This is a genomic window from Proteus genomosp. 6, assembly GCF_040139785.1.
In the GTDB taxonomy this organism is placed as follows: Bacteria; Pseudomonadota; Gammaproteobacteria; order Enterobacterales; family Enterobacteriaceae; genus Proteus.
Map to the genome: position 1 here is coordinate 78,349 of NZ_JBEEVJ010000014.1, position 23,120 is coordinate 101,468.

A 23,120-nucleotide genomic window follows, 5' to 3' on the forward strand; every position below is an offset into this window, starting at 1 on the left:
AAGCGTGATTGTGATGTCAAATAGGAGAAGATTTGTGGCAATTCATCCAAGAGCAGGGCAGCATACTCGTCAAAGTGATCTGATTAATGTGGCGCAATTAACGTCTCAATATTATTCACTTAAACCACAAGCTAGCAATAACGCTCATCGTGTGAAATTTGGTACATCTGGTCATCGTGGAAGTGCAAATCGCCATAGCTTTAATGAAGCACATATTCTGGCAATTGCGCAGGCTATTGCTGAAGTACGTGCTAAGAATGGAGTAACAGGGCCATGTTACGTGGGTAAAGATACTCATGGACTGTCAGAGCCTGCATTTATTTCTGTTTTAGAAGTACTTGCTGCCAATAAAATTAAAGTGATTATTCAAGAAAATAATGGCTATACACCAACACCGGCAGTCTCTTTCTCTATTTTGACATACAACGAAGCACATCAAGATATTGCTGATGGTATCGTGATCACTCCATCTCATAATCCACCCGAAGATGGCGGTATTAAATATAATCCATCAAATGGTGGACCTGCTGATACCGATTTAACTTCAGTGATTGAAAAACGTGCCAATGAACTGCTTGAGAACAATTTAGCAGGGATCAATCGTCTTTCTTATGATGAAGCATTAGCAAGTGGTTATATTCAAGCACAAGACTTAATTATGCCTTATGTCAAAGCGTTAGGTGACGTTGTTGATATGCAAGCAATTAAGAAAGCGGGCTTAAAATTAGGTGTTGACCCATTAGGCGGTTCAGGCATTGAGTACTGGAAACGTATTGGTGAGTATTATGATCTTGATCTTGAATTAGTTAACGATCAAGTTGATCAGACATTCCGTTTTATGACGCTTGATCACGATGGTGTTATTCGTATGGACTGTTCATCACCATGGGCAATGGAAGGCTTATTACAATTACGTGATAAATTTGATTTAGCCTTTGCTAACGATCCTGATTACGATCGCCATGGTATTGTGACACCTTCTGGTTTAATGAATCCTAACCACTATTTAGCGGCTGCAATTAACTATCTTTTCCGTCATCGTCCACAATGGGCTAAAGATGTAAAAGTGGGTAAAACACTGGTTTCAAGTGCAATGATTGACCGTGTTGTAGCAGATTTAGGTCGTGAATTAGTTGAAGTGCCTGTTGGCTTTAAATGGTTTGTTCAAGGCTTATTTAGTGGTAAGTTTGGCTTTGGTGGTGAAGAGAGTGCAGGTGCATCTTTCTTACGCTTTAATGGTAAACCTTGGTCAACTGATAAAGACGGTATCATTTTATGTCTGTTGGCTGCTGAAATGAAAGCAGTAACAGGTAAAGATCCGCAAGAGCATTACAACGAATTAGCACAACGTTTTGGTTCACCAAGCTATAACCGTATTCAAGCATCAGCAACCCATGAACAAAAAGCGTTGTTATCACGTTTATCACCTGAAATGGTGACTGCAAGCACCTTAGCAGGTGATCCAATTACTGCACGTTTAACACATGCATCAGGTAATGGTGCATCTATTGGTGGCTTAAAAGTAATGACCGATTACGGTTGGTTTGCGGCTCGTCCTTCTGGCACTGAAGAAGCCTATAAAATTTACTGTGAAAGCTTCCGTGGCCCTGAGCATCGTGAATTAATTGAAAAAGAAGCCATTGAAATAGTAAATAATGTTTTTGCTAACAAATAAGTTAGTACAATAAACTATTTATATAGAATAACACTCTACCTAAAGGTAGAGTGTATTTTTTTAATTATTGAATATTTTTAGATCACAGCATTGATATCCATCATTGAGGTTGATTTAGAATTAAAAATAGAGTGGATAATCAATACAATGCAAAATAATTTTGTTTTACGAAGTGTACGTTACATGCTGGATCTAAGTGATGCACATGTTGTTGAAATCATGAAACTGGCTGATTTCACAGTCACAAAAGAGTTAGTAAATAGTTGGCTGAAAAAAGACGATGAGCCTGAGTTTGTTGAGTGTGACGATAATGCGATGGGGCATTTTTTAAATGGTCTAATTTTTTATCGTCGTGGCAAAGATGAGAATTTTCCAGCACCTGAAGTTGAAAAACGTATAACCAATAATATTATCTTAAAAAAACTGCGTGTCGCTTTTGAGTTAAAAGATGTTGATATTTTAAAGATTTATGAGCTTGCAGACTTCCGTGTTTCTAAGCCAGAACTCAGTGCAGTATTCCGTAAGCCTGGACATAAAAACTATCGTAACTGTGGCGATCAACTCGTGAGATATTTCCTTAAAGGGTTAACCGAAACCCTACGCGGTAAAGGCAAAACGGTTAAGAAATAAAGTTTAGGGTATTTTAAGATATAAAATTCTCTATTTATTAAATAATACCCCAAAATTGGTTTTCGATTTTGGGGTATTTTTTTATGGTATTAACTGGCGAAAGAATGAATTTACTGCTAATGTAGTATTACTAAGTAATACAATGTAGGAAGGATTTATGGCTCGAGTAACTAGTGTGACTTTGGGTGAACACTTTAATGGCTTTGTTGGTGAAATGATCAACTCAGGACGTTATGGAAATACCTCTGAAGTAATAAGAGACGCTTTACGTATGATGGAAATTAGAGAAGAACGGATCCAAATAGTTCGTAAAATGGTGCTAGATGGTGTGAATTCACCAGAAAGTAAAAATAACATGGATGATATTTTTGCAAGAGCTGAAAAGGATTTAAATGTATAAACTTTCTGAGTTAGCAGAAGAAGATATTTATCAAATTGCGCGTTATACCATACAACAATTTGGTGTAATTCAGGCAAAGAAATATCATGATGACTTGAAACGGACATTTGAGCTACTTGCTAGAGCTCCCTGGATTGGGCGAGAGTGTAGTTGGGTGTGTAATGGTATGAGACGATTGGAGTTTAAAAAACACTCAATTTATTATCTACCAAAGAATAATACCTTATTTATTGCTCGCCTTATTCACCATTCAATAGATGTTGATTCTCTTGATTTTCCTGAATAAATATTTAATTATTCACTGTTGAATATATTGTTCATCATAATACTATTTAGCAGTGGATCTGTATTTTTAGCAGTAAACCTCATTCTCGAATATCTCATATCTCCTCACCGATTTGATTTTTTTCCTTTCTGATAATATATGGCTGAAATTATTTATTATGAACTTAATTAAGTAAAAATACTGATCTTACTTTGTTAATAACTATGTCATTTTTGTTTCTTTTTTGTTTTCATTATGAAATTTAATTACATATCAAGCAAAATAAAGGTGATTTTTCGCACGAATTAAGTGGTCTGATCAGTAGTAAAATTTCATCAAATGAGGTAAAATTTCAGTCATCAAATTAATCTCTATACAGGAGAGCACTATGCCAGCTTATAACGAATATACAAAAAAACATGTTTTAGCCCGTCGTACTGGTGCTGTTGCGCTAGGTGTTGTGGCATTTCCTGTTATGATTTTTCATCCTAAACGCACACAATTTTATAGCTATATACACCGTGTATGGTCTAAAACAAGTGATAAACCCGTTTGGTTGGCAAAATCAGAAGTGGCACTAAATAGTCACAAATAACAGAATATTAAGATAACGCCTGCAAAAGTAGGCGTTATTCTTATCCCTCTTTAAGCACTTTTTTGGTGCTACCTTCTTGTTTTTCCTTATCTGTAAATAACCTTCAATTTTTACGTTACAATAAACAGTAATGAGTCATTTAAACGAAGGCGATTCATCTATTGCTATTTATCTTATTGTTAGATAAATAGTGGCATTCGTGATAACAGGGAAATAAATGAAATGAAGAATACTGATCTGGAATTAGTGATTAATGAGAAGTTAAGCATTGAAAACTTTCAAGATTATGCACCTAATGGACTTCAAGTCGAAGGACGCCCTCATATTCAAAAAATAGTAACGGGTGTAACGGCAAGCCAAGCATTACTTGATGAAGCTGTACGATTAAACGCGGATGCAATTTTAGTACACCACGGTTACTTTTGGAAAAATGAGCCTGTTGTTATTCGCTCAATGAAGCGTAATCGCTTAAAGACATTACTTTGTAATGACATTAATCTTTTTGGTTATCACTTGCCGTTAGATGCTCACCCAATCTTAGGTAACAACGCTCAGTTAGCGTTAAAAATGGGCGTTAAAGTTGAAGGTGAAATATTACCTTTAGTGCCTAAAGGTGTGTTTGATTTACCTTTAACACCTCTTGAATTAAAAGCACGTTTAGAAAAAGCATTACAACGCAATGTATTGCATTGTGGTGATAATGCACCTGAAACTATTCGTAATATTGCTTGGTGTACAGGCGGCGGACAGGGCTTTATTCAAGATGCAGCAGAGCAGGGGGTGGATGCTTTTGTGACTGGTGAAGTTTCGGAACAAACTATTCATATCGCAAGAGAAATGGGCGTTCATTTTTTTGCAGCAGGGCATCATGCGACAGAGCGTTATGGTATTAAAGCATTAGGTGAATGGCTTGCTCAAACACATCACTTCGATGTGACATTTGTCGATATTGATAATCCAGCATAAGCCTATTTATTCTTATCCTATAAGCTATCTCTCTAATTAAAGAGAGATAGCTTTTTGCTTATTACTACTTATTACTCATTAAGCTGAATGGGTAATGGGCTTTGTAATTGTTGCAGATTATCGCATAGCCAAATTAACTGTAATAAAGCTTGTGGATCTCGTGTCGTTAATGTCAGATAACGAGCTAATTGGTTGGCAATTAATGTCATTCCTAAATCGTCAGCAGTATGCTTGCTTATCTCTAACTGCTCTTTTTGCATTTCAGAAAGCAATTCTCTCCCAGTACATGCTTGGGCTTCTAATACTGACAAAATAGGGCGACAGAATTTTTGTGCCAAGGTCGGCTCGCTGTGATGCATCGCCGTTTGTTGTTTACGTTTAGCCATATATTCTTGAATACGGCTAATAAACTCAGACTGTTTTTTCTTACGCGGAAATTGGTCAAAATCGAGATAAAACAGTTCAATACCTTTTGTCGTTTTAAGCCAAATGGTCGTTGGCAATAAATCCATATTTAAATCACGTCGAACAGGCTGTACCGTGACTGCAACTATCTCTAATTCTCGTTTAGTGAGATAACGTAATTCTTCCAGATTATTTTGCATCGTTCCTTCCCAATAAAGACGTAAGAAGGCTGAATTGTCATGATTATCTGAAACATCCCAAATAACGCACTGTTCTATTTCATACCAAATTAATGGCTTATAGCTTTTGATATGTAAGACGAGAGGTGAAAGAAATCCTTCAGGTTGATTAGCAAAATAGTCCGGCAACGCTTGCCAATTGTTGATCCCTAATTCAGTTTGTAGATTTTGGTAATCCGTAATATCAAGAAAATCAGTTTGGCTTTGAGCAAAACTTTCGCCAATAGTCGCCAGTTTTCCTTCATCAGAAATACGAGGCTCTTGTAATAAAAAAGGGCGGCGCATTAACTTATCGGATGTTTGTTTCCATAACGATAAACTATTCCAAACACTATAACGGTTAAACAGAGTATCAAGTTGATTAGGGCGTGCTTGTGTCGCTTGTAAGAGCTGCTTCTCTTCTCTATCCCAAAAGGTAAAGGTTGCTCCTAATGCACCACTTTGTGCTGTCCACCAGTTTGCACCAATTGGAATCAGCGAGAGACTCGTTTTTTTATCGTCATATTGACGACGAAGTTGTCCTCGTAATACTTTTAACTGTTCAGGTGTCGCATTGGATAATTGGAATAGATAGGCTGAAATATGAGCCAATAAGCGCAAGACATTGCTTTCATCCATAGTGAAATGTCTTTCTGCCAATAGTTTGACTTGGGTGCTTAATGTTCGCAAATAAGACGCTAAACGAGGTAAACCCTCTGCTCGAGCCGACATATTCAATAAGTGCAACTGTGTGGCACTGCTTAAGCTGATATGTGATAACCCTTGGCGTAAGAGATCATAAATAAACTGTTCAATGGTTGTTATTAACGCTGACTCTTCATCATTAAGAGGGCGTTTTGAAGATTGCACAATGATTAAATCTTCAGGCCAAACCCAAGGTTGAGCATGTTGTTCAAATATTTTAGCCACAATAGCAAGGTGGAATGCTTTTTTCTGTGAGTCAGAAAAAGGCGATAACATGCCATCGTAACCACTACCTTGTAAGAAAATAACAGGCTCATCAACATCAGTGAGTTGAATTTTTAACTGTGTCCCTGTATCTTCTAAATTTAATGTTGTTGTTTCCCACTGCTCAACTAATTTAATGGCCGCACGACAGGCGGGTTTTCCTGCTTTTTTGATTAATACTTCCGGCTCAAGAGCAAATAGCGTGGGTAACAGAGGGGCGATTTCAACCTGTTCAGTAATGGCTTCTGATGATGCTTCACCACTCTTATCGTCATTTGAATTATCAGCACTATTATTGGCTTGTAACCATAAAACGGCAGCTAAAATATGTTTACAACAACCTGATGCCGAACAATCACAACTGGCTTGTTGGATCCCCGCTTCATGTAAAACAACATTTTGTCCATCACTACTAAACTGCCCTGTATTGGCATCAGTGAGTGAAACTTTTTCGTTATCAACATCTTTTTTTGCGCGTCTTAATAATCCTGCATTAGCAAATACAGTGAGCGCGTCTTCATCGTAATGAAAGTAAACAGTTTGCCAACTCATTGCATTACCTCTGCCAACCATTGTGCGAAATGTTCAGGTGTTAACGCTGCAACTTGCATGCCTCTGTCTGCAAGTTTCTGAGCAATTGCAGAGTCATAAACAGGTTGAGCCTCATCATCAAGTGCTGCAAGCCCTAATAATTTAACTTGTTGGCTATTAAGGCGTTGTGTGCAATCTAATAAGCGGTTTAATGATCCACCTTCTTCAAAGTCACTGATAAGTGAAATAACCGTACGTTTAGGATTTTTGACTAAGCTTTCGCAATATTGCATTGCACCTGCAATATCAGTACCGCCTCCCAATTGTACAGTCATTAAAACTTCAACGGGATCGTCTGCTAAATGTGATAAATCGACAACTTGGGTATCAAAAACTACTAAAGAGACATTAACAGCAGGTAATGAAGCTAAAATACTGGCGCAAACAGCGGCATACATAATTGAGCTAGACATTGACGCACTTTGGTCAACACAAAGAATAACATCCCATGGAAAGTGCTGTTGCATCCGTGAGTTAAAATAAGGTGTTTCAATGACTAAACGGCGATTTTGAGTATCGTAATGTTTTAAATTCGCCGCAATAGTTGCGCGCCAATCAAAGTTGCGACTATTTGGTACTAAAGAGCGTCTAAAACGGTTACGGCGACCTGTTAATGATTGGCGAAAGTTATTGCGAATTTGACGTAAAATATCATCAACCACTTTACGAATAATGGTTTTAACCGCATCTCGTGTTTCTTCACTCATGCGTCCGCGTAAGCTTAATAATGTTTTAGCTAATGCTTTTGTTGGCTCCATCGCTTTTAACGTATTGGGATCTTTAAGAAAGCTACTAATTTGATAGCGTTCAATCGCCTGTGATTGCATGCGTTCAAATGTGCTATTAGGGAATAGCTTACGTGCTTGATTAAGCCAGTTCACCGCGGTGAGTTGAGAAGCATCGAGTGATCCATGACGTCCTCGCTCTTGGCGTAATCCTCGGCGTTGATATTCACGGCGATAGAGAAAATCGAGCGTGCGCTCCACTTTTAAATCATCAGCATTAAAAGTGGCTTGCCCTAGAGCATCATCAGCATATTGCCCTAAAATCAGACGCCAGCGTTTTGCTTGTTTTATTTTATCTTCAGGCATATCGTCATTATGCTGACTCATGAGTCGTATCTCCTTTCTCTATTTTCTTAGCATCAAACCAAGAAAGCATGCCTTGTTCCATTATTCGCTGTTGTAATTTTTGATTGAGCTTGCTGGCTTCAATCATCTGTTTGGCGCTAAAGTCTGACTGCCACAAAGATAACGCTTGCGTATCTAAACCAATATCGTTGGCAATATATTGTGCAAGCTCTGCATTTTGTTTGGGATTAAGTTGGCTAAAGGCAAAACGCAGATCAGGTAAGATCTGAATAAATCGTTCTTCATCCCATTGCTGTAACAAAGTATTTAAGTGATCGACTAATAACGGTAAGCGAATAACTAGCTCTGGTGCAGTTCGCATCATCCCGACAAAATAACCAATGGCATGTTCGGGAGAACTGCCTGTGCTAAAGGTCGTATTTAGCGCGGTGACCAACGTATTTTCGTCAATATATGAACCTAAATAACGTAATGCATCTACCGCACCTTTTAATAAAGGCACGGTATCTAATTGACCATCAAGACGATTGAGTTGCTGATAGAAATCACTTTTATAATCATGCTGATTATTGAGTGATGGCATAAATTCAATCAATTCACGCAAAGAGAGCAGAGCTTGTAAATTGCTTTCTTGTTGTTGCTCATCACCTTGAGCCAGTTGTTCTAAACAAAAGAAAGCTTGAGGAATAACTTGATGTAGACGATTTTCAAGTGAAAGCTCATCCGTAATATCAAGATATTGGCGACCTCGCCATAAATGGATCAGTTTATGTCCACATTGAGTGAGTGACTCAAGACGAAAATCTTGCTGAATATAGCTATCTAACAGTTTAAAGAGTGATGGTATGCGCTGGTGAAGCCCAATTAATGCTGCTTGGATTAATAACGTGACTGCACTTTGGCTTGAACGGCTTTGCCCTTGTTCTTCAAGCTGTTTTTCCATTGATAACAGCTTACTTAGGGCGATGGCTTCAAGTTGAGAGCCTTTCTCTGATAATGAAATCAGTTCGCCTTCCACATTGGGTGTCCAAGCGTATTGCCACTCTTCAAATAGCAGATCTAATTGATGACCAGAAAGAAAATCAGGGCCATTTACACGGTGTGCAAAATGGATCTCTAAGAAAGCCAATAAATGTAAAAAGCGACTTCTTAAGCGATGTTGCGGGTTACGGTAAACATCACATTTAGTGGTTTTTGCTAATGTATCATCCAGTTTGAAACGAAAAGCTTTAGCTCGTTCATAGGTTTCATTAACTAAAGGAGGCGTTGCTGTACCTAATGGAATTTTACCTAAGAGATAGCCTGAAAAGCAGGTTTTAATTTCAGTCCATAACTCGCTTTGGCTATCATCTAAACTGACCTTAATAAAGGCACTTTGTAAACCATCGAGTAAATCATAGCGACCTGTACCTGCATGATCTCTTAGTAAAGCGAGGCGTAAACTCTGCTCTGCTGCGAGTTTTACAGCTAAATAGCTAGGTGGATTATCAAATTGTTTTTCTCTGATCGCCTGAGCTACTGAGCTTAGAAAAGCAATCCCCATTTTATTGCGATAAACTTGAGTTGGTTGTTTTGCTGCATCATTATTCTCTGATTTATCATGATGTTGTTGCATTAAACTTTGCCAGGCTTGTTGATAAAATGCGGGTGATGGCATGCCTGAAGCATAACCATTAAGTGCATCTAATCTGTCAAAACTGTAGCGAATAAGCCAAGCTTGTTCATTTTCACCCATTTTTTGCATTTTAGTGAATTGCTTTTGTTCTGTGCTAGAAATGGCGAAAGATTGAGATTGTGAATGTGCTAAACCTTCAATTAATGCAAGAGTATGGAATCCCCCAGTGACGATTAAAATTTTGGCATTGGGCTCTTGTTGTTTGATGGCTTGAATATGAGTGAGCATATGTGCTTCACGTTGTGAAGAGCCTTCAGATTCAAGCACTTCAGGTTCATAATCAAGTCGTGCTAGTGCGCACCAAATAAAGGTGTCATTAAACAGTGTTTGCCAATCTGCTAAGGCTTCAATATTGCGTAATTCAAAAAGATGCTCCCAAACATCATCATGATCACGACAGTGGCATTTTTTGGCTAATTGCGCGATAAACTGGCTATGTGCTAAATAACGTTCTTTTTGTAAGCTACGACTCTGTGAATCACTATATTCTTCGTTATTAACTTGTGCAGCCCAAGGTAAATCGATAAAACGTGTTTTGGCATTGATGCGCAAACCACCCCGCAAAGCTTGCCATTCAGGCGAATATTCACAAAATGGGAAATAGGCAGAGTGTAGTGATTTCTCACGATCTTCTTGGTTTCCATCATTATGCAAATACTCTGCTTGTCCCATAATCGCAACAGGAGGCAGGGTATCTTTATCTGTTAGGCTAGGAATAAGCGAATTAAAAGTATCTGGACCTTCAATTAAAATATAATCAGGTTTTACAGAATCAATTAATGATAAAACTGCATAAGCACAAGCAGGGCTATGGTGGCGTACAGGGGCAAAATAGAGATGTTGTTGCTGTAACGACGTCCATTTCAGTCGTGCTTGGTCAATTCTTTCTGGTAAAGGTATTGAAGGTAGCGTCACCGTGTCGATCCCTTTTCTGGGTGAAAAGGCAGAGTGAGTTAACTCTGCCTTTAATAGATAAATAACGTATTTTAATGCGTAGCCACGAGTCTTAGCGTTTTATTGCCAAAACTCTTTTGATGCATCAAAGAAAGCTTTCCACTCTTTACTGTTTCTTGCTCTCTCTCTGGCTACGTTGTCCATGTAATAACGAATACGTTTGATATCATCAGCATTGTCTTTTAATACAACACCAATTAGTTGGCGGGCAATTGCACCCGCATTCATTACGCCATCACCTAAATAATGTGCTTCTAAAGCACAAGCATAAGCAATGTTCACGGCTTCTGCGGTTGACATAACCGCATCAGGTGTTTTGATATTGCCACCATCTTTCGTATTACCTGAACGCAACTCTTGGAATGTTGTGACCAGTAATTCCACAACATCTGCGGGTACAGTGACTTCATTTGCTAAAGAGCCTAATTCATTTTCAAGCTGTGATTGGATTAAGCTAATTTCAAATGCAGGATCACGAATAGGTTTCACGGTTTCAAAGTTAAAACGGCGCTTTAATGCAGCCGACATTTCATGAACACCGCGATCACGTAAGTTTGCTGTACCAATAAGGTTAAATCCCGGTTTTGCACTAATACGTGCACCATCACCCATTTCAGGGATCATCAATTGTTTCTCTGACATCAAGGAAACCAGCACATCCTGAATTTCAGGAGGGCAACGGGTTATCTCTTCAAAGCGAACAATTTTACCTTGCAACATACCTTGATAAAGTGGTGATCCCACTAAAGCGCGTTCTGTTGGGCCTTCTGCTAATAGCAATGCATAGTTCCAAGAATACTTAATATGATCTTCTGTTGTGCCGGCAGTGCCTTGGATAGTTAATCCTGAATCACCACTGATGGCAGCAGCAAAAAGCTCTGAGAGCATTGATTTTGCTGTACCAGGTTCACCAACCAGCATTAAACCTTGTTTACCCAATAATGTGACAATTGCACGATCAACCAATGCATCATCGCCGAAAAACTTAGGTGTGATGCCTAATGCATCATCACCTAAAATAAATTGGCGTACAGCACGAGGAGAGCGAAGCCATCCTTGTGGTTTAGGATTATTAGCATCAGCTTTTGTTAAACGCTCTAACTCTTGGGCAAATCGAACCTCAGCGCTTTCCCTAATTGCTTGTTGATCTGCGGGTGCTTTTTTAGCCATATTTTTTCCTAATTATCCCTATTCTTTACCAAGGTGTTTTCTTTTCCCATTCAGGATCAAATCCTGCACAAGCTTCAGCGACTTTTAGATAATCAGCATAGCTTTCTGCTAATAGAATGGGTGGTACATCTTTTAGCTCAACATTATTACGATCCCAGTAATCTTGCTGATTTTTTTCAAAGCTCAAATCAAATAAGACCGCTGGAATGTTTTCTTCTGGAACATAGCTACCACTGAAACCGATATTTACATAGTAGTTTAAACTAGAGAAGAATTTGTAATAGTGAGAGAACGAACCACCATCTTCAGCTGGTCCACGTTGATAGCCCATTTTGGTTAAAATGCCACGTAGTGTGAAGGTATCAGTGATCCAACCTTTTCTATCTTCAATCTCAGTCAGTTTTAGATCTAACTCAGGGATTTTATGTTCCATTTGTGAGAACAAGAATTTCACTTTGTAATCTTTGAAATGAGCCATCCATGCCTTACGTTCATCTTCATTAACCAATGCTGCGTGAGCAAGCTGGATCAACGAATCGTTTTGTAAAGTCACTTCATCATCTTTTAGATCAAGCAATGCACCGTCATCAGAAGGACGGAATGTATTGATAACCTTGCCATCTTTCACTTCTTGCCAAACCAGTTGTTCAATCAGTTTATGCATGATTGGGTGAGCTAAGATATATTCTTGCCAATCTGCGCTTAACCACTGACGTTGAGCACACATGGCTTCATATAAACGCACACTTTGTAGCTCAATAACTTGTTTAAGTTCTTTTTTACTTGAAGTGAAGAGTTTTTTCGCTTCTTTGATAAGCTCTGCATCGTCATTTTTACGTGCAGCAGGTAAGGCTTTAACTTCTTTACCTTCAGGATTAAACAAGACCAGTTTTTGTTTTGCATCCATCTTCGCGGTAAAGATACGCTCACCATATTCCAGTACTAATGTACCAGTATCATCAAAGCCTGCGGTTGGAATGGTTCTATCTGCTAATTCATCTGCACTCCAGCCATTACGCTCAGCAATTTGCGTGACTAAATTACGCGCTTTTTCTTGTACAGACGCGGTGCGATAGCGACGTGATAATGAAAGAAGAAGCTGAATGATAATAGGATCATTGCTTGATGCTACCGCATCAATCATGGCTTCAATTTGTGCACGGCGCTGATAGTGATCACGCATATAGTTACGTAATACAGATACTGCAACATGGCCTTCAATACCGCAAACCAGGGCAAGCATACCTTTATCACTAATGGCAGAGCCTAAATAACGACGTAGCACCTCGTTTTTAATCTCTTCAATCACTTGCTCTAAAGTATAGGTTTCATATTTAGCATAATATTCAGGATAACGTTTAGCCCAATCTTTGTATTGCGTTAAGCGAGAAGGGGCATTTTTTCGCGCTTCTAACATCGCTTCTTCAAGTGTTGGTCCTTTAATATCCTGAGCCACGAAGGTATGCAGAATAAAGCTTGAAAGTTTATGTTGGCTATCGGTAGAAAGCAGTCCGATATAACGTTGTAATAACGCGTTTCCTCCTGGCATTTTTAGTTTTACTGCCAGAATAATCCACCAACGAATAATCGCTGGATCAACTGCTTTTTTGTTTTCCCACGTTAATGCAGGAATAGCATCAAAGTTAAACCAAGCGAGGCTTGCAGGTGCTTTGGCTTTAAGACCTTTTTCAGCTTCAGCTAATAGCGTTTTTGGTGATAAATAACTTGAGATATCTTCACCAAGTTCCTCTAACGCTGTTAATAAAGAGGCTCGTACTACTTCGCGTTTCTCTTTTTTCAATAAGGCATTCAATGCAGGTAATGATTCTGGATTTTTTAAACGTGCCAACCACTCAATAGCGGTAACGCGAATTTCTTGTTTCGCAGAAGATAAACCTTCTTGAGCACTTGTATGAATATTTGGTAGTGTCTCAAGTAAATTCTGCGCTGAAACGCGGTGCATTTTATTTTCACCCAATGCCAGCTCCATAATTCGAGGCACGAATTGTGCTGGAATGGTAGGGAAACGACCTAATACTTTAATGCCTTGTGAAATTTCAAACTGGCGATAGCGACGCTCGCTTTGACTTGGCATTAAATTCAGCGCTTCAGCGATATAATCTGGATGTTGAGAGAAGAAAGGCCAAATTTGCTCTGGTCTACGGAAGCGTTTTAAACCATCTTCATAAGATTCTAAACATAATGCAGCAGTCAGGCGGGTTGCATTTTTAAAGTTGCAACGTTGCAGCACATCTTCAAGATGGCCTAATTCAATATCACTAAACAAGCGTTCAGGAATTTCGCCATTAAAATAATGAGAGGAGAAGTGTTCGGCATGTTGGCGATTATTCACTATCACACGTACAGCATGAAATAGAGTATATTCAGGTAAATTTAAAACACGATTTTTATGTTTAATGATTTGAATTTCATTTGATTGAATAGAGCCTTGTCCACTATTCAGTTTATCTACTATTGCACGACACTGTTTTTCATCAATTTTAGATAAATCTTTTAAATGGCGTTGTGCCCAATTATAAGTGTGTTTAGCCGTTTTATTTTCTTCAATTTCACGTTCAGCATTTTCTTTGGCTTTGACTAAGATCTCATTGAAGTTATTGACCATCATATCGCGAACGCTATCAGGTAATGGCGTGTCTTCTAATGGCGTAAAATCAGGAGTCTCAATGGCCTCTACGGTATTGGCATCTTCTGCAACATTAAAACGTAGTAGGGCGCTTTCAATACTTTTCATTACCGCTTTTGAGGTTTCATGTTTTAACGCTTCTTCTAGTACATCACGGTTTTCACCTTGGCGTGCAAATAAATCTGCTGCTTGAGTACGTTGTTTTGGCGTACCATTCATTAAAACATGGGTAAGATTTTGTTTAACAATTTCAGGCGGTAAGGTGACTAAAATTGGCTCTGCGGCTTTTTTAACGGTTTTTAAACTGCTGGTGGCAAGTAAAACGATAATATCGGCAAAGGTGTCGCGTAATACGGTATTCTTATTTAAGTAATTAATCAGTTCTACTAAGCCGTTAGCTGAAAGTTTTTCAATTAATTCTTTTCGGATAAATTCTTGATGCGTCATTAAATAATCAGAGAGATCATCTAATTCATAAATACGTTTAAGATTAGTGGCATAGTATTCAGAAATATCTTTTCTATCAAACACAGCAAATAAGGCATTTTCACCCGCAATATTCGCTTCTTGTTCGACCATATTAGCAATAAATGCCATATTCCAATGTTTACGGTGTTCTAAGTTTAGATTACGCGCATTTTCATAGGTGTTATAAAATACGTCAATAAGCAGATAAAGCACCCAAGATGGCACTTCTTTGGTTGTTATTTTGATATTGATATCTTGGCAAGCCGCAGCCAGCACTTTTCCGTAACGAGCCACTTGTTCTGCTGAAAAGCCATCACCGACTTTAGAATAGAGTTTGTGTCGAGCATTTAGCCCTTGCGTGATAATTTTACTGTATTTTCCTGTATTTACGCCATGTGCATACCACCACTCTAACGTACCGGGTTTATCAAAGTAAACGGCCGCTTTTGAAGCATCCAGCTTATTTAATTCAAAAAGCACTTCAGGGTTTTCACCTGTAAGGACATAATTTAATGCACGTTTAGGTAATCCTTCATCGAATACAGCAAGTAATACGAGGGATTCTTGGAGGTGTTTTTCAGTAATTGCGACGTCTTTTTTCCCAAAAATTGGAAAAATGTCTAAGATTTTTTTTATCACGCCAGTTCCTTAAGCTATGTATGGATAAACAGTTTTTTTTACCATGAAATAGCAATGCGAACAATTTGATTATCACTATCATAAATAAAGATAAGAGGTGTTATTGGTTAAATTAATAGAGATAAACGCTAAAAAATTTAACTGAACTTTATTAATATTCAATTTAGCTTTATATAAATAGGTATATTAGGAAAAAGTGCTGAAAATGAAGAAATGAGAATAAAGGTGTTTTTTGTTGAATTTAAAAAGATTAAGAATTGTCTGTTTAGCAAAATAAGCGTTAACCCTTAGCTAAATTGATTAAAAATTAACAGTAAAAAACGAAACTTAATATTGCTAGAAAAAATCCCGTACCTTTTATTCAGTGCGGGATCAATTTATTATTTTGTCGTTTGACGAGAAAAAGAGAGTAACAATGAACCTAGACTACAAATCAGTAAAGTGATTGCTAAACTTTGCCCCCATCCCGCAAGAGCAAGCCCGCCACCAATTAATAGATAGTAGAATAAACCTAATAATGCCCCCGCAGTGCCTAAACGATCTTTATATTGTGCTAATGCTGTGGCTAAAATATTTGGAATAGCAATGCCATAAGCCACAACACTGGCCATCATCGGAATAACAAAGCTAATGTGGTTACGTAATAAATAAACACCGACTGCACTTATCAACGCAATAAAACTCGCGAGTAATACTAATTTCTCACACTGCCAATGCTGGTTTAATAAGGCTTTATTAATATAAGAACCTATGCCCACACCTATTGCTAACACAATACCACTATAGCCAAAAGTACTTGCGCTATAACCTTGATTATCAAACATAAAAGGAGCCAATTGATAATAAGCAAATAGGCTGATATTAAAAAAGGCAATTAATAATACTGTTTTAGCAATTTGCTTATCCTTAAGCATGTTTATTGCAGTTTCTCCTAACGGTGCTGTTTTTACTGTTTTAGGGCGACTTTCAGGTAAAGCAAAAGTACTCCATAACAGTAAAATCATAGCGAGGAGGGCAAGGCCACTAAATACACCTTGGTAACCAGCATAACTCACTAATAATGAACCACTTAGCACCCCAATTGCTGGGCTTAGAGCGATAGCTGCCCCCATAACAGAGAAAACTTTAGCCAGTTCATCACCACTGTACACATCACGCATAATGGTTTGTGTGCCGACTGAGCCTACCGCAGCACCAAAAGCAGAGAGCATGCGCAGCCCAAGTAATACAGAAAAGTCATTGGTCATAAAAACGCCAAGGCAAGCAATAGCATAAATAAACAACCCAGCTAACATTGTCGGACGACGACCAATGACATCACATAATCGACCCTATATAATGACGCCCAATGCAAACGCAAAGAAATAGAGCGAAAGTGTTTGTCCAGCCTCGTTTGCACTGACATAAAAGCCGTTTGCAATATCAGTAAGTGCTGGGCTATAAATGGTTTCTGCAATTTGTGGAAACATCATTAACGCAATTGCTAACCATAAAGAGAGTTTTTTGTTCATCTTTTTTATCCTACATCCTTAAATCTTGATGAACAGAATACAGAGATAATGAATGTCTCGTTATATATATAAAGACATATTATATTTCAAATAGGACAAGTGATGGCTTGGCTTAATCAATACGACCACTTTGTGCCAGAAGAGCATCTTGCATCAGTCGTTGGTATTGCAGCAGAAATGGGAAAGCACGATTCAGGATTTCATTCTCATGATAGAGGGCAGTTATTATTTACGCAGTCAGGATGTATGCGAATTACTTTGGCCTCCCGCGTTTCTGTATTACCTCCCATGAGGATTGCGTGGATCCCCCCAAGAGTTGAGCATCGAGTCGAAATGTATGCCTCTGTTGGATATCGTTCAGTTTATATTAGTGAAGAATTTCATGATAATTTTCCAATTGAGAGTGAAATATTAACAATTTCACCTCTTTTACGAGAAATATTAGAGCGAATTTCCATTGCTGATTTTGATACTCAATGGGAAGAAGGGCGCTACGCTAATCTATTGGCAGTTTTCTTTGATGAAATCACTCAGGCACCGCGACAACCCAATCATTTATTTATGCCTAAAGATAGACGGCTAAGTCGTTTATCCTTTGATGATTTACCGCCAGCATTACAAGAAATGGCAAAGTTCGTAGGGGCGAGTGAAAAAACGATCACACGCTTATTTTACAAAGAAACAGGACTGAGCTATCAACAATGGCGCCAACAATGGCGGTTAATGAAAGCCATTGAGTTGTTAGCTACCCATCATCGCTATATTGATATTAGCCAGATATTAGGATTTGCCAGTGATAGTGCCTTTATTACCTTTTTTAAAAAAATGACAGGGCAAACTCCGCAAGAATATTTAAAAAGCTGATTAGATTTTGTTGATAATTTTAAAACATAAAGCCCCGATTTAAACGGGGCTTAGCAAGATAAATAATTAATAAAACTCAATTATTTCTTTTTAATTTCACTTTTGAAATCGCGCTCATCATAACCAGTATAAAGCTGACGAGGACGCGCAATTTTCAGACCATCTTCGTGCATTTCATTCCAGTGAGCAATCCAACCAATTGTACGTGCAATAGCAAAAATAACCGTAAACATATTGGATGGGATACCTAACGCTTTAAGGATAATACCAGAGTAGAAGTCAACGTTAGGGTACAGTTTTTTCTCAATAAAATACGGGTCGTTTAGGGCAATACGTTCTAATTCCATTGCCACTTCAAGTAAGCTGTCATTGAGGTTTAATTCTTTTAACACTTCATGACAGGTTTCACGCATTACTGTTGCACGAGGATCGTAGTTTTTGTAAACACGGTGACCAAAGCCCATTAAACGGAAGGAGTCATTTTTATCTTTTGCACGTTTAATAAATTCAGGAATGTGTTCAACCGTTTTGATCTCTTCCAGCATACGCAGACAAGCTTCGTTAGCACCACCGTGAGCTGGCCCCCAAAGTGACGCGATCCCTGCTGCGATACAGGCAAATGGATTTGCACCAGAAGAGCCCGCAGTACGTACAGTCGAGGTTGATGCATTTTGCTCGTGATCTGCGTGAAGGATGAAAATTCTATCCATTGCACGTTCAAGTACTGGATTAACAACATACTCTTCGCATGGTGTTGCAAACATCATATGCAAGAAGTTACCTGCATAGGAGAGGTCATTTTTTGGATAAACAAAAGGTTGGCCAATCGAGTATTTGTAACACATCGCTGCCACTGTTGGCATTTTTGATAGTAGGCGATAAGCCGTGATATCACGGTGAACTGGATTACTGACATCCAATGCATCGTGATAGAACGCAGCTAAAGCCCCTGTAACACCACACAGTACGGCCATTGGGTGTGAGTCACGACGGAACCCATTGAACAGTCGGGTGATTTGTTCATGGATCATGGTGTGACGAGTTACTGTGGTTTTAAATTTATCGTATTGCTCCTGTGTCGGTGCTTCACCGTACAGTAGGATATAACAGACTTCCAAGTATGTTGATTCAGTCGCTAATTGCCCGATAGGGAAACCACGGTGAAGTAAGATACCGTTATCACCATCAATAAAAGTGATTTTTGACTCACAAGAGGCGGTTGAGGTAAAGCCGGGATCATAGGTGTAATAACCTTTGGAGCCGAGAGTACGAATATCAATAACTTTGGAACCGAGTGTAGGGGATAGAACGTCCAAGTCTACAGATGTTTCAGCAATCGTTAGCTTAGCTTTGTTATCAGCCATTTATAATCTCCTTAGCGCTTATATGTCTCCTAACAATATCGAGGGTATCTTCATAAAGATGCACTTCGATAGTGAAACTATAGTTGATGTAAGGTACCCAGCCGAGTTTTATTTAGTGCCCGTAATGTCTAGGTCTATAGTGTGTCACTTATGTTAAGGAGCTTTTGATGTTATGTTTTTTTAGGTGCTTTTTTATGCAATGCACTTAGAATTAGTACTGCTATCACTTTTACATAAGTTTGAGGTTTCTGGAAGCGTGTTTGCGCACAAAAAAAACATAAACATTAAAATAATGCAGTGAATGTAATAAAAATGTTGTGTATGTGTCAAAAATGATAACCATTTTTGCATCGGATGTATTAAATAGTGATCCCTCTCACTGTTCGAGGCAAATGTCGGGCACACAAGTTGTGTGGTAATTGTAATAATTTTGTGAAGCACTTATACTGCGCGCAGGTCTCCGGAACCGTTGTTGTATGGAGAACCAGCGTAACGAATCCACACTTTTTGTAAAATAGACGGATTTAACATTTTACTTAAAATGTGCCTTTGTACCCCATTCGCTGTTTGATTTCCATCCAGGTCCGGAGGAAGGAAAAATTATAAAAGCTGTGTGGGCATAAATTGTGAAAAAACAAAGACCTGTCAATCTGGATTTACAGACGATACAGTTTCCACTCCCTGCTATCGCATCGATCTTACATCGTGTCTCTGGGGTTATCATGTTAGTCGCAGTTGGCATCTTACTGTGGTTACTTGGCACCTCTCTCTCCTCTCCTGAAGGTTTTCAGCAAGCTGCTGAAATTATGACTGGCTTCTTCGCGAAATTTATTTTGTGGGGCATCCTAACGGCATTGGCATATCACATTTGTGGTGGTATTCGTCATATGTTAATGGACTTCGGCTTTATTGATGAAACCTTGATTGTAGGTCGCAACTCAGCGGCTGCATCAATGGTTATTACAGTTATTTTATCAATATTGGCGGGGGTATTAGTATGGTAAGTAATTCTTCTACTTTAGGCCGTACTGGCATACAGGATTGGTTATTCCTTCGTGCCTCAGCCATTATTATCGTTTTATATGTTCTTTATCTTGTGGGATTTATTGCTACAACAGAAATAACCTATGAGGTATGGCGTGGGTTCTTTAGCTCATCCTTAACCAAAGTGTTCACCATCTTGACCCTGCTTTCTATTCTTATTCACGCGTGGATCGGAATGTGGCAAGTGTTAACGGACTATATTAAACCGCTGGCATTACGCCTGACTTTACAACTGATTATTGTTGTTGCGCTGTTGGTTTATCTTATTTATGGAACAATTGTGGTGTGGGGTGTGTAATGAATCTGCCAGTAAGAGAGTTTGATGCCGTTGTTATTGGTGCAGGTGGTGCTGGTATGCGTGCCGCTTTACAGATTTCTCAAATGGGTCTGTCTTGTGCACTGATTTCTAAAGTTTTTCCTACTCGTTCTCATACTGTTTCCGCTCAAGGTGGTATTACAGTTGCACTGGGTAATACCCATGAGGATAACTGGGAATGGCACATGTACGATACGGTAAAAGGTTCCGACTATATTGGTGACCAAGACGCTATCGAATATATGTGTAAAACCGGCCCTGAAGCAATTTTAGAGCTAGAACATATGGGACTCCCATTTTCTCGCCTAGATGATGGTCGTATTTATCAGCGTCCATTTGGTGGTCAGTCAAAAAACTTTGGTGGTGAACAAGCTGCACGTACAGCTGCTGCCGCTGACCGTACTGGGCACGCATTGTTGCATACCCTTTATCAGCAAAATTTAAAAAATCACACAACCATCTTTTCAGAGTGGTATTCACTGGATTTAGTGAAAAATCAAGATGGCGATATCGTTGGTTGTACTGCAATTTGCATCGAAACGGGTGAAGTCGTTTATTTCAAAGCAAACGCTACGATTTTAGCTACTGGCGGTGCAGGTCGTATTTACCAGTCAACCACAAATGCGCATATCAACACAGGTGATGGTGTGGGTATGGCTGTTCGCGCAGGTGTTCCTCTGCAAGATATGGAAATGTGGCAATTCCACCCAACGGGTATTGCGGGTGCGGGCGTATTAGTGACTGAAGGTTGTCGTGGTGAAGGCGGATATCTGTTAAATAAAGACGGTGAACGCTTTATGGAACGTTACGCACCGAACGCCAAAGACCTTGCCGGTCGCGATGTGGTTGCGCGTTCTATTATGATCGAAATTCGTGAAGGTCGTGGTTGTGATGGTCCTTGGGGTCCTCATGCGAAATTAAAACTCGATCATCTGGGTAAAGAAGTTCTTGAGTCTCGTTTACCAGGTATTCTTGATCTTTCTCGTACTTTCGCACACGTTGACCCAGTTAAAGAACCAATTCCTGTTATACCTACTTGTCACTATATGATGGGGGGTATTCCAACAAAAGTAACGGGTCAAGCTATTCGTGTGAACGAGAAGGGCGAAGATGTCGTTATTCCTGGATTGTTCGCAGTAGGTGAAATTGCTTGTGTATCTGTTCATGGTGCAAACCGCTTAGGTGGTAACTCACTGTTAGACCTCGTTGTATTTGGTCGTTCAGCAGGAGTTCACTTAAAAGAGTCACTGATGGAACAAGGTACAATGCGTGATGCGAGCGATTCTGATGTTGAAGCCGCATTAACTCGCTTAAATCGCTGGGAAAACAACCGCTCTGGTGAAGATCCAGTTGAAATCCGTAAAGCGCTGCAATCTTGTATGCAACATAACTTCTCGGTATTCCGTGAAGGCGATGCAATGGCAAAAGGCTTAGAAGAACTGAAAGTTATTCGTGAGCGCTTACAAAATGCACGACTGGATGATAATTCAAGTGAATTTAATACACAGCGTATTGAATGCTTAGAATTAGATAACCTGATGGAAACTGCTTATGCCACTGCGGTATCTGCAAACTTCCGTACAGAAAGCCGTGGAGCTCATAGCCGTTTCGATTTCCCAGAACGTGATGATGCGAACTGGTTATGCCATACATTATATCAACCGCAAACCGAAACAATGACACGACGTGAAGTCAATATGCAGCCAAAACTGCGTGAAGCCTTCCCACCAAAAGTGCGTACATATTAATTAGCGGTGTTATTGAAGTTGCGGAGACTTAAATATGAAACTTGAATTTTCGATTTATCGTTACAATCCCGACGTTGATAATGCGCCGCATATGCAAGATTACACCCTCGAAGTTCCTGAAGGGCGTGACATGATGCTGTTGGATGCATTAATTCAATTAAAGGAAAAAGATCCTACCTTATCGTTCCGTCGCTCTTGTCGTGAAGGTGTTTGCGGCTCTGATGGCGTGAACATGAATGGTAAAAATGGTTTGGCTTGTATCACACCTATTTCATCTTTACAGAAAGGAAGTAAGAAAATTGTGATCAGACCGTTACCCGGTTTACCAGTAATTCGTGATTTAATAGTGGATATGACTCAGTTCTATACACAGTATGAGAAAATTCGCCCGTATTTAATTAATAATGGCAAAAATCCTCCTGCTCGTGAGAACTTACAGTCACCAGAACAGCGTGAAAAGCTTGATGGACTTTATGATTGTATCCTTTGTGCTTGTTGTTCAACCTCTTGCCCGTCATTCTGGTGGAATCCAGATAAGTTTATCGGACCTGCTGGATTGTTAGCGGCTTATCGTTTCTTGATTGATAGTCGTGATACAGAAACTGAATCTCGTCTTGATGATCTTAACGATGCGTTCAGTGTGTTCCGTTGTCATGGCATCATGAACTGTGTCAGCGTATGTCCTAAAGGACTTAATCCAACAAAAGCGATTGGTCATATTAAGTCAATGTTGTTAAAACGTAGTGCATAAAATAATAACCGCCCTAAAATAGTTAGGGCGGTTAATGGAAAAACTAAATTAGACGTTTGCGGTAAAAATAGTAAGGCACCTTTAAACACTGAAGACAGTGCTTAAAGGTTCCTTGAGAGCTAAAGCTCCATATTTAAAGAACCTGCGAGATAGCGGGTCATAAG

The 23,120-nt window shown here is 39.1% G+C and carries 17 protein-coding genes and 1 pseudogene; 11 read left to right on the forward strand and 7 right to left on the reverse strand.

Annotation, left to right across the window (positions count from 1 at the left end; all coding sequences use genetic code 11):
* Positions 1-34: 34 nt before the first annotated feature.
* From pgm to ABN212_RS16140, 6 genes are all read left to right on the forward strand, one after another.
* Complete coding sequence (gene pgm, locus ABN212_RS16115; protein WP_349443416.1) at positions 35-1,675, forward strand: phosphoglucomutase (alpha-D-glucose-1,6-bisphosphate-dependent); 1,641 nt, start codon at positions 35-37, stop codon at positions 1,673-1,675.
* Positions 1,676-1,822: 147 nt separating this feature from the next.
* Entirely contained in the window at positions 1,823-2,305 is a 483-nt protein-coding gene (locus ABN212_RS16120; RefSeq protein WP_098943871.1) for a DUF1456 family protein, read from the forward strand.
* 157 nt (positions 2,306-2,462) lie between these two features.
* On the forward strand, positions 2,463-2,705 hold the full coding sequence (locus ABN212_RS16125; RefSeq protein ID WP_109373939.1) for a type II toxin-antitoxin system ParD family antitoxin: 243 nt from the start codon (positions 2,463-2,465) through the stop codon (positions 2,703-2,705).
* Positions 2,698-2,991 carry a type II toxin-antitoxin system RelE/ParE family toxin gene (locus ABN212_RS16130; protein WP_198620407.1) on the forward strand — a complete coding sequence of 98 codons (294 nt, stop codon included), beginning with the start codon at positions 2,698-2,700 and terminating at the stop codon, positions 2,989-2,991. Before ABN212_RS16125 ends, ABN212_RS16130 begins: the two co-directional genes overlap by 8 nt.
* Before the next feature lie 367 nt (positions 2,992-3,358).
* Positions 3,359-3,565, forward strand: a complete 207-nt coding sequence (locus ABN212_RS16135) for a YbfA family protein (RefSeq protein WP_349443417.1) — start codon at positions 3,359-3,361, stop codon at positions 3,563-3,565.
* Positions 3,566-3,787: 222 nt separating this feature from the next.
* Positions 3,788-4,531: a type 2 GTP cyclohydrolase I gene (locus ABN212_RS16140; RefSeq protein ID WP_109373941.1), complete on the forward strand. Its 744-nt coding sequence runs from the start codon at positions 3,788-3,790 to the stop codon at positions 4,529-4,531.
* 71 nt (positions 4,532-4,602) lie between these two features.
* On the opposite strand, the gene ABN212_RS16145 is transcribed toward ABN212_RS16140, so the two are convergent.
* The 6 genes and pseudogenes from ABN212_RS16145 to ABN212_RS16170 all read right to left on the reverse strand — a co-directional run bounded on the left by ABN212_RS16145 (position 4,603) and on the right by ABN212_RS16170 (position 16,869).
* Positions 4,603-6,675, reverse strand: a complete 2,073-nt coding sequence (locus tag ABN212_RS16145) for an SWIM zinc finger family protein (protein WP_349443418.1) — start codon at positions 6,673-6,675, stop codon at positions 4,603-4,605.
* Positions 6,672-7,826, reverse strand: a complete 1,155-nt coding sequence (locus ABN212_RS16150) for a VWA domain-containing protein (protein ID WP_198794000.1) — start codon at positions 7,824-7,826, stop codon at positions 6,672-6,674. The genes ABN212_RS16145 and ABN212_RS16150 overlap by 4 nt, the downstream gene beginning before the upstream one ends.
* A complete protein-coding gene (locus ABN212_RS16155) occupies positions 7,813-10,395 on the reverse strand; it encodes a DUF5682 family protein (protein ID WP_349443420.1) in 2,583 nt (860 codons plus the stop codon). Before ABN212_RS16155 ends, ABN212_RS16150 begins: the two co-directional genes overlap by 14 nt.
* A 99-nt stretch (positions 10,396-10,494) precedes the next feature.
* Positions 10,495-11,604: an ATP-binding protein gene (locus tag ABN212_RS16160; protein ID WP_100159446.1), complete on the reverse strand. Its 1,110-nt coding sequence runs from the start codon at positions 11,602-11,604 to the stop codon at positions 10,495-10,497.
* Positions 11,605-11,629: 25 nt separating this feature from the next.
* The gene (locus ABN212_RS16165) at positions 11,630-15,358 is read right to left on the reverse strand and encodes a DUF4132 domain-containing protein (RefSeq protein WP_349443421.1); all 3,729 of its coding nucleotides are present in this window, start codon (positions 15,356-15,358) and stop codon (positions 11,630-11,632) included.
* 380 nt (positions 15,359-15,738) lie between these two features.
* Positions 15,739-16,869, reverse strand: a pseudogene (locus ABN212_RS16170) (multidrug effflux MFS transporter).
* Between the two features lie 102 nt (positions 16,870-16,971).
* On the opposite strand from ABN212_RS16170, the gene ABN212_RS16175 reads away from it, so the two are divergent.
* Complete coding sequence (locus tag ABN212_RS16175) at positions 16,972-17,733, forward strand: AraC family transcriptional regulator (RefSeq protein WP_109373948.1); 762 nt, start codon at positions 16,972-16,974, stop codon at positions 17,731-17,733.
* A gap of 80 nt (positions 17,734-17,813) precedes the next feature.
* Here ABN212_RS16175 and ABN212_RS16180 read toward each other — a convergent pair whose 3' ends face one another.
* The gene (locus ABN212_RS16180; protein WP_100159450.1) at positions 17,814-19,097 is read right to left on the reverse strand and encodes a citrate synthase; all 1,284 of its coding nucleotides are present in this window, start codon (positions 19,095-19,097) and stop codon (positions 17,814-17,816) included.
* Between the two features lie 623 nt (positions 19,098-19,720).
* On the opposite strand from ABN212_RS16180, the gene sdhC reads away from it, so the two are divergent.
* From sdhC to ABN212_RS16200, 4 genes are read left to right on the forward strand one after another with little or no spacing between them, the layout of a single operon-like run.
* Positions 19,721-20,101, forward strand: a complete 381-nt coding sequence (gene sdhC / locus ABN212_RS16185; RefSeq protein WP_129586864.1) for a succinate dehydrogenase cytochrome b556 subunit — start codon at positions 19,721-19,723, stop codon at positions 20,099-20,101.
* Positions 20,095-20,439 carry a succinate dehydrogenase membrane anchor subunit gene (gene sdhD, locus ABN212_RS16190; protein ID WP_006537664.1) on the forward strand — a complete coding sequence of 115 codons (345 nt, stop codon included), beginning with the start codon at positions 20,095-20,097 and terminating at the stop codon, positions 20,437-20,439. Before sdhC ends, sdhD begins: the two co-directional genes overlap by 7 nt.
* On the forward strand, positions 20,439-22,205 hold the full coding sequence (sdhA, locus tag ABN212_RS16195; RefSeq protein ID WP_023581183.1) for a succinate dehydrogenase flavoprotein subunit: 1,767 nt from the start codon (positions 20,439-20,441) through the stop codon (positions 22,203-22,205). The genes sdhD and sdhA overlap by 1 nt, the downstream gene beginning before the upstream one ends.
* A gap of 34 nt (positions 22,206-22,239) precedes the next feature.
* Positions 22,240-22,956 (forward strand): succinate dehydrogenase iron-sulfur subunit, encoded by a 717-nt coding sequence (locus tag ABN212_RS16200; protein ID WP_006537662.1) that lies wholly within the window; start codon positions 22,240-22,242, stop codon positions 22,954-22,956.
* The last annotated feature ends 164 nt before the right edge of the window (positions 22,957-23,120 follow it).

Bases quoted from the DNA above. Each gene is read 5' to 3' on its own strand.
- ABN212_RS16120 (WP_098943871.1), top strand. From the start codon at position 1,823: ATGCAAAATAATTTTGTTTTACGAAGTGTACGTTACATGCTGGATCTA.
- ABN212_RS16125 (WP_109373939.1), top strand. From the start codon at position 2,463: ATGGCTCGAGTAACTAGTGTGACTTTGGGTGAACACTTTAATGGCTTT.
- ABN212_RS16130 (WP_198620407.1), top strand. From the start codon at position 2,698: ATGTATAAACTTTCTGAGTTAGCAGAAGAAGATATTTATCAAATTGCG.
- ABN212_RS16135 (WP_349443417.1), top strand. From the start codon at position 3,359: ATGCCAGCTTATAACGAATATACAAAAAAACATGTTTTAGCCCGTCGT.
- ABN212_RS16140 (WP_109373941.1), top strand. From the start codon at position 3,788: ATGAAGAATACTGATCTGGAATTAGTGATTAATGAGAAGTTAAGCATT.
- ABN212_RS16145 (WP_349443418.1), bottom strand. From the start codon at position 6,675: ATGAGTTGGCAAACTGTTTACTTTCATTACGATGAAGACGCGCTCACT.
- ABN212_RS16150 (WP_198794000.1), bottom strand. From the start codon at position 7,826: ATGAGTCAGCATAATGACGATATGCCTGAAGATAAAATAAAACAAGCA.
- ABN212_RS16160 (WP_100159446.1), bottom strand. From the start codon at position 11,604: ATGGCTAAAAAAGCACCCGCAGATCAACAAGCAATTAGGGAAAGCGCT.
- ABN212_RS16175 (WP_109373948.1), top strand. From the start codon at position 16,972: ATGGCTTGGCTTAATCAATACGACCACTTTGTGCCAGAAGAGCATCTT.
- ABN212_RS16180 (WP_100159450.1), bottom strand. From the start codon at position 19,097: ATGGCTGATAACAAAGCTAAGCTAACGATTGCTGAAACATCTGTAGAC.
- sdhD (WP_006537664.1), top strand. From the start codon at position 20,095: ATGGTAAGTAATTCTTCTACTTTAGGCCGTACTGGCATACAGGATTGG.
- sdhA (WP_023581183.1), top strand. From the start codon at position 20,439: ATGAATCTGCCAGTAAGAGAGTTTGATGCCGTTGTTATTGGTGCAGGT.
- ABN212_RS16200 (WP_006537662.1), top strand. From the start codon at position 22,240: ATGAAACTTGAATTTTCGATTTATCGTTACAATCCCGACGTTGATAAT.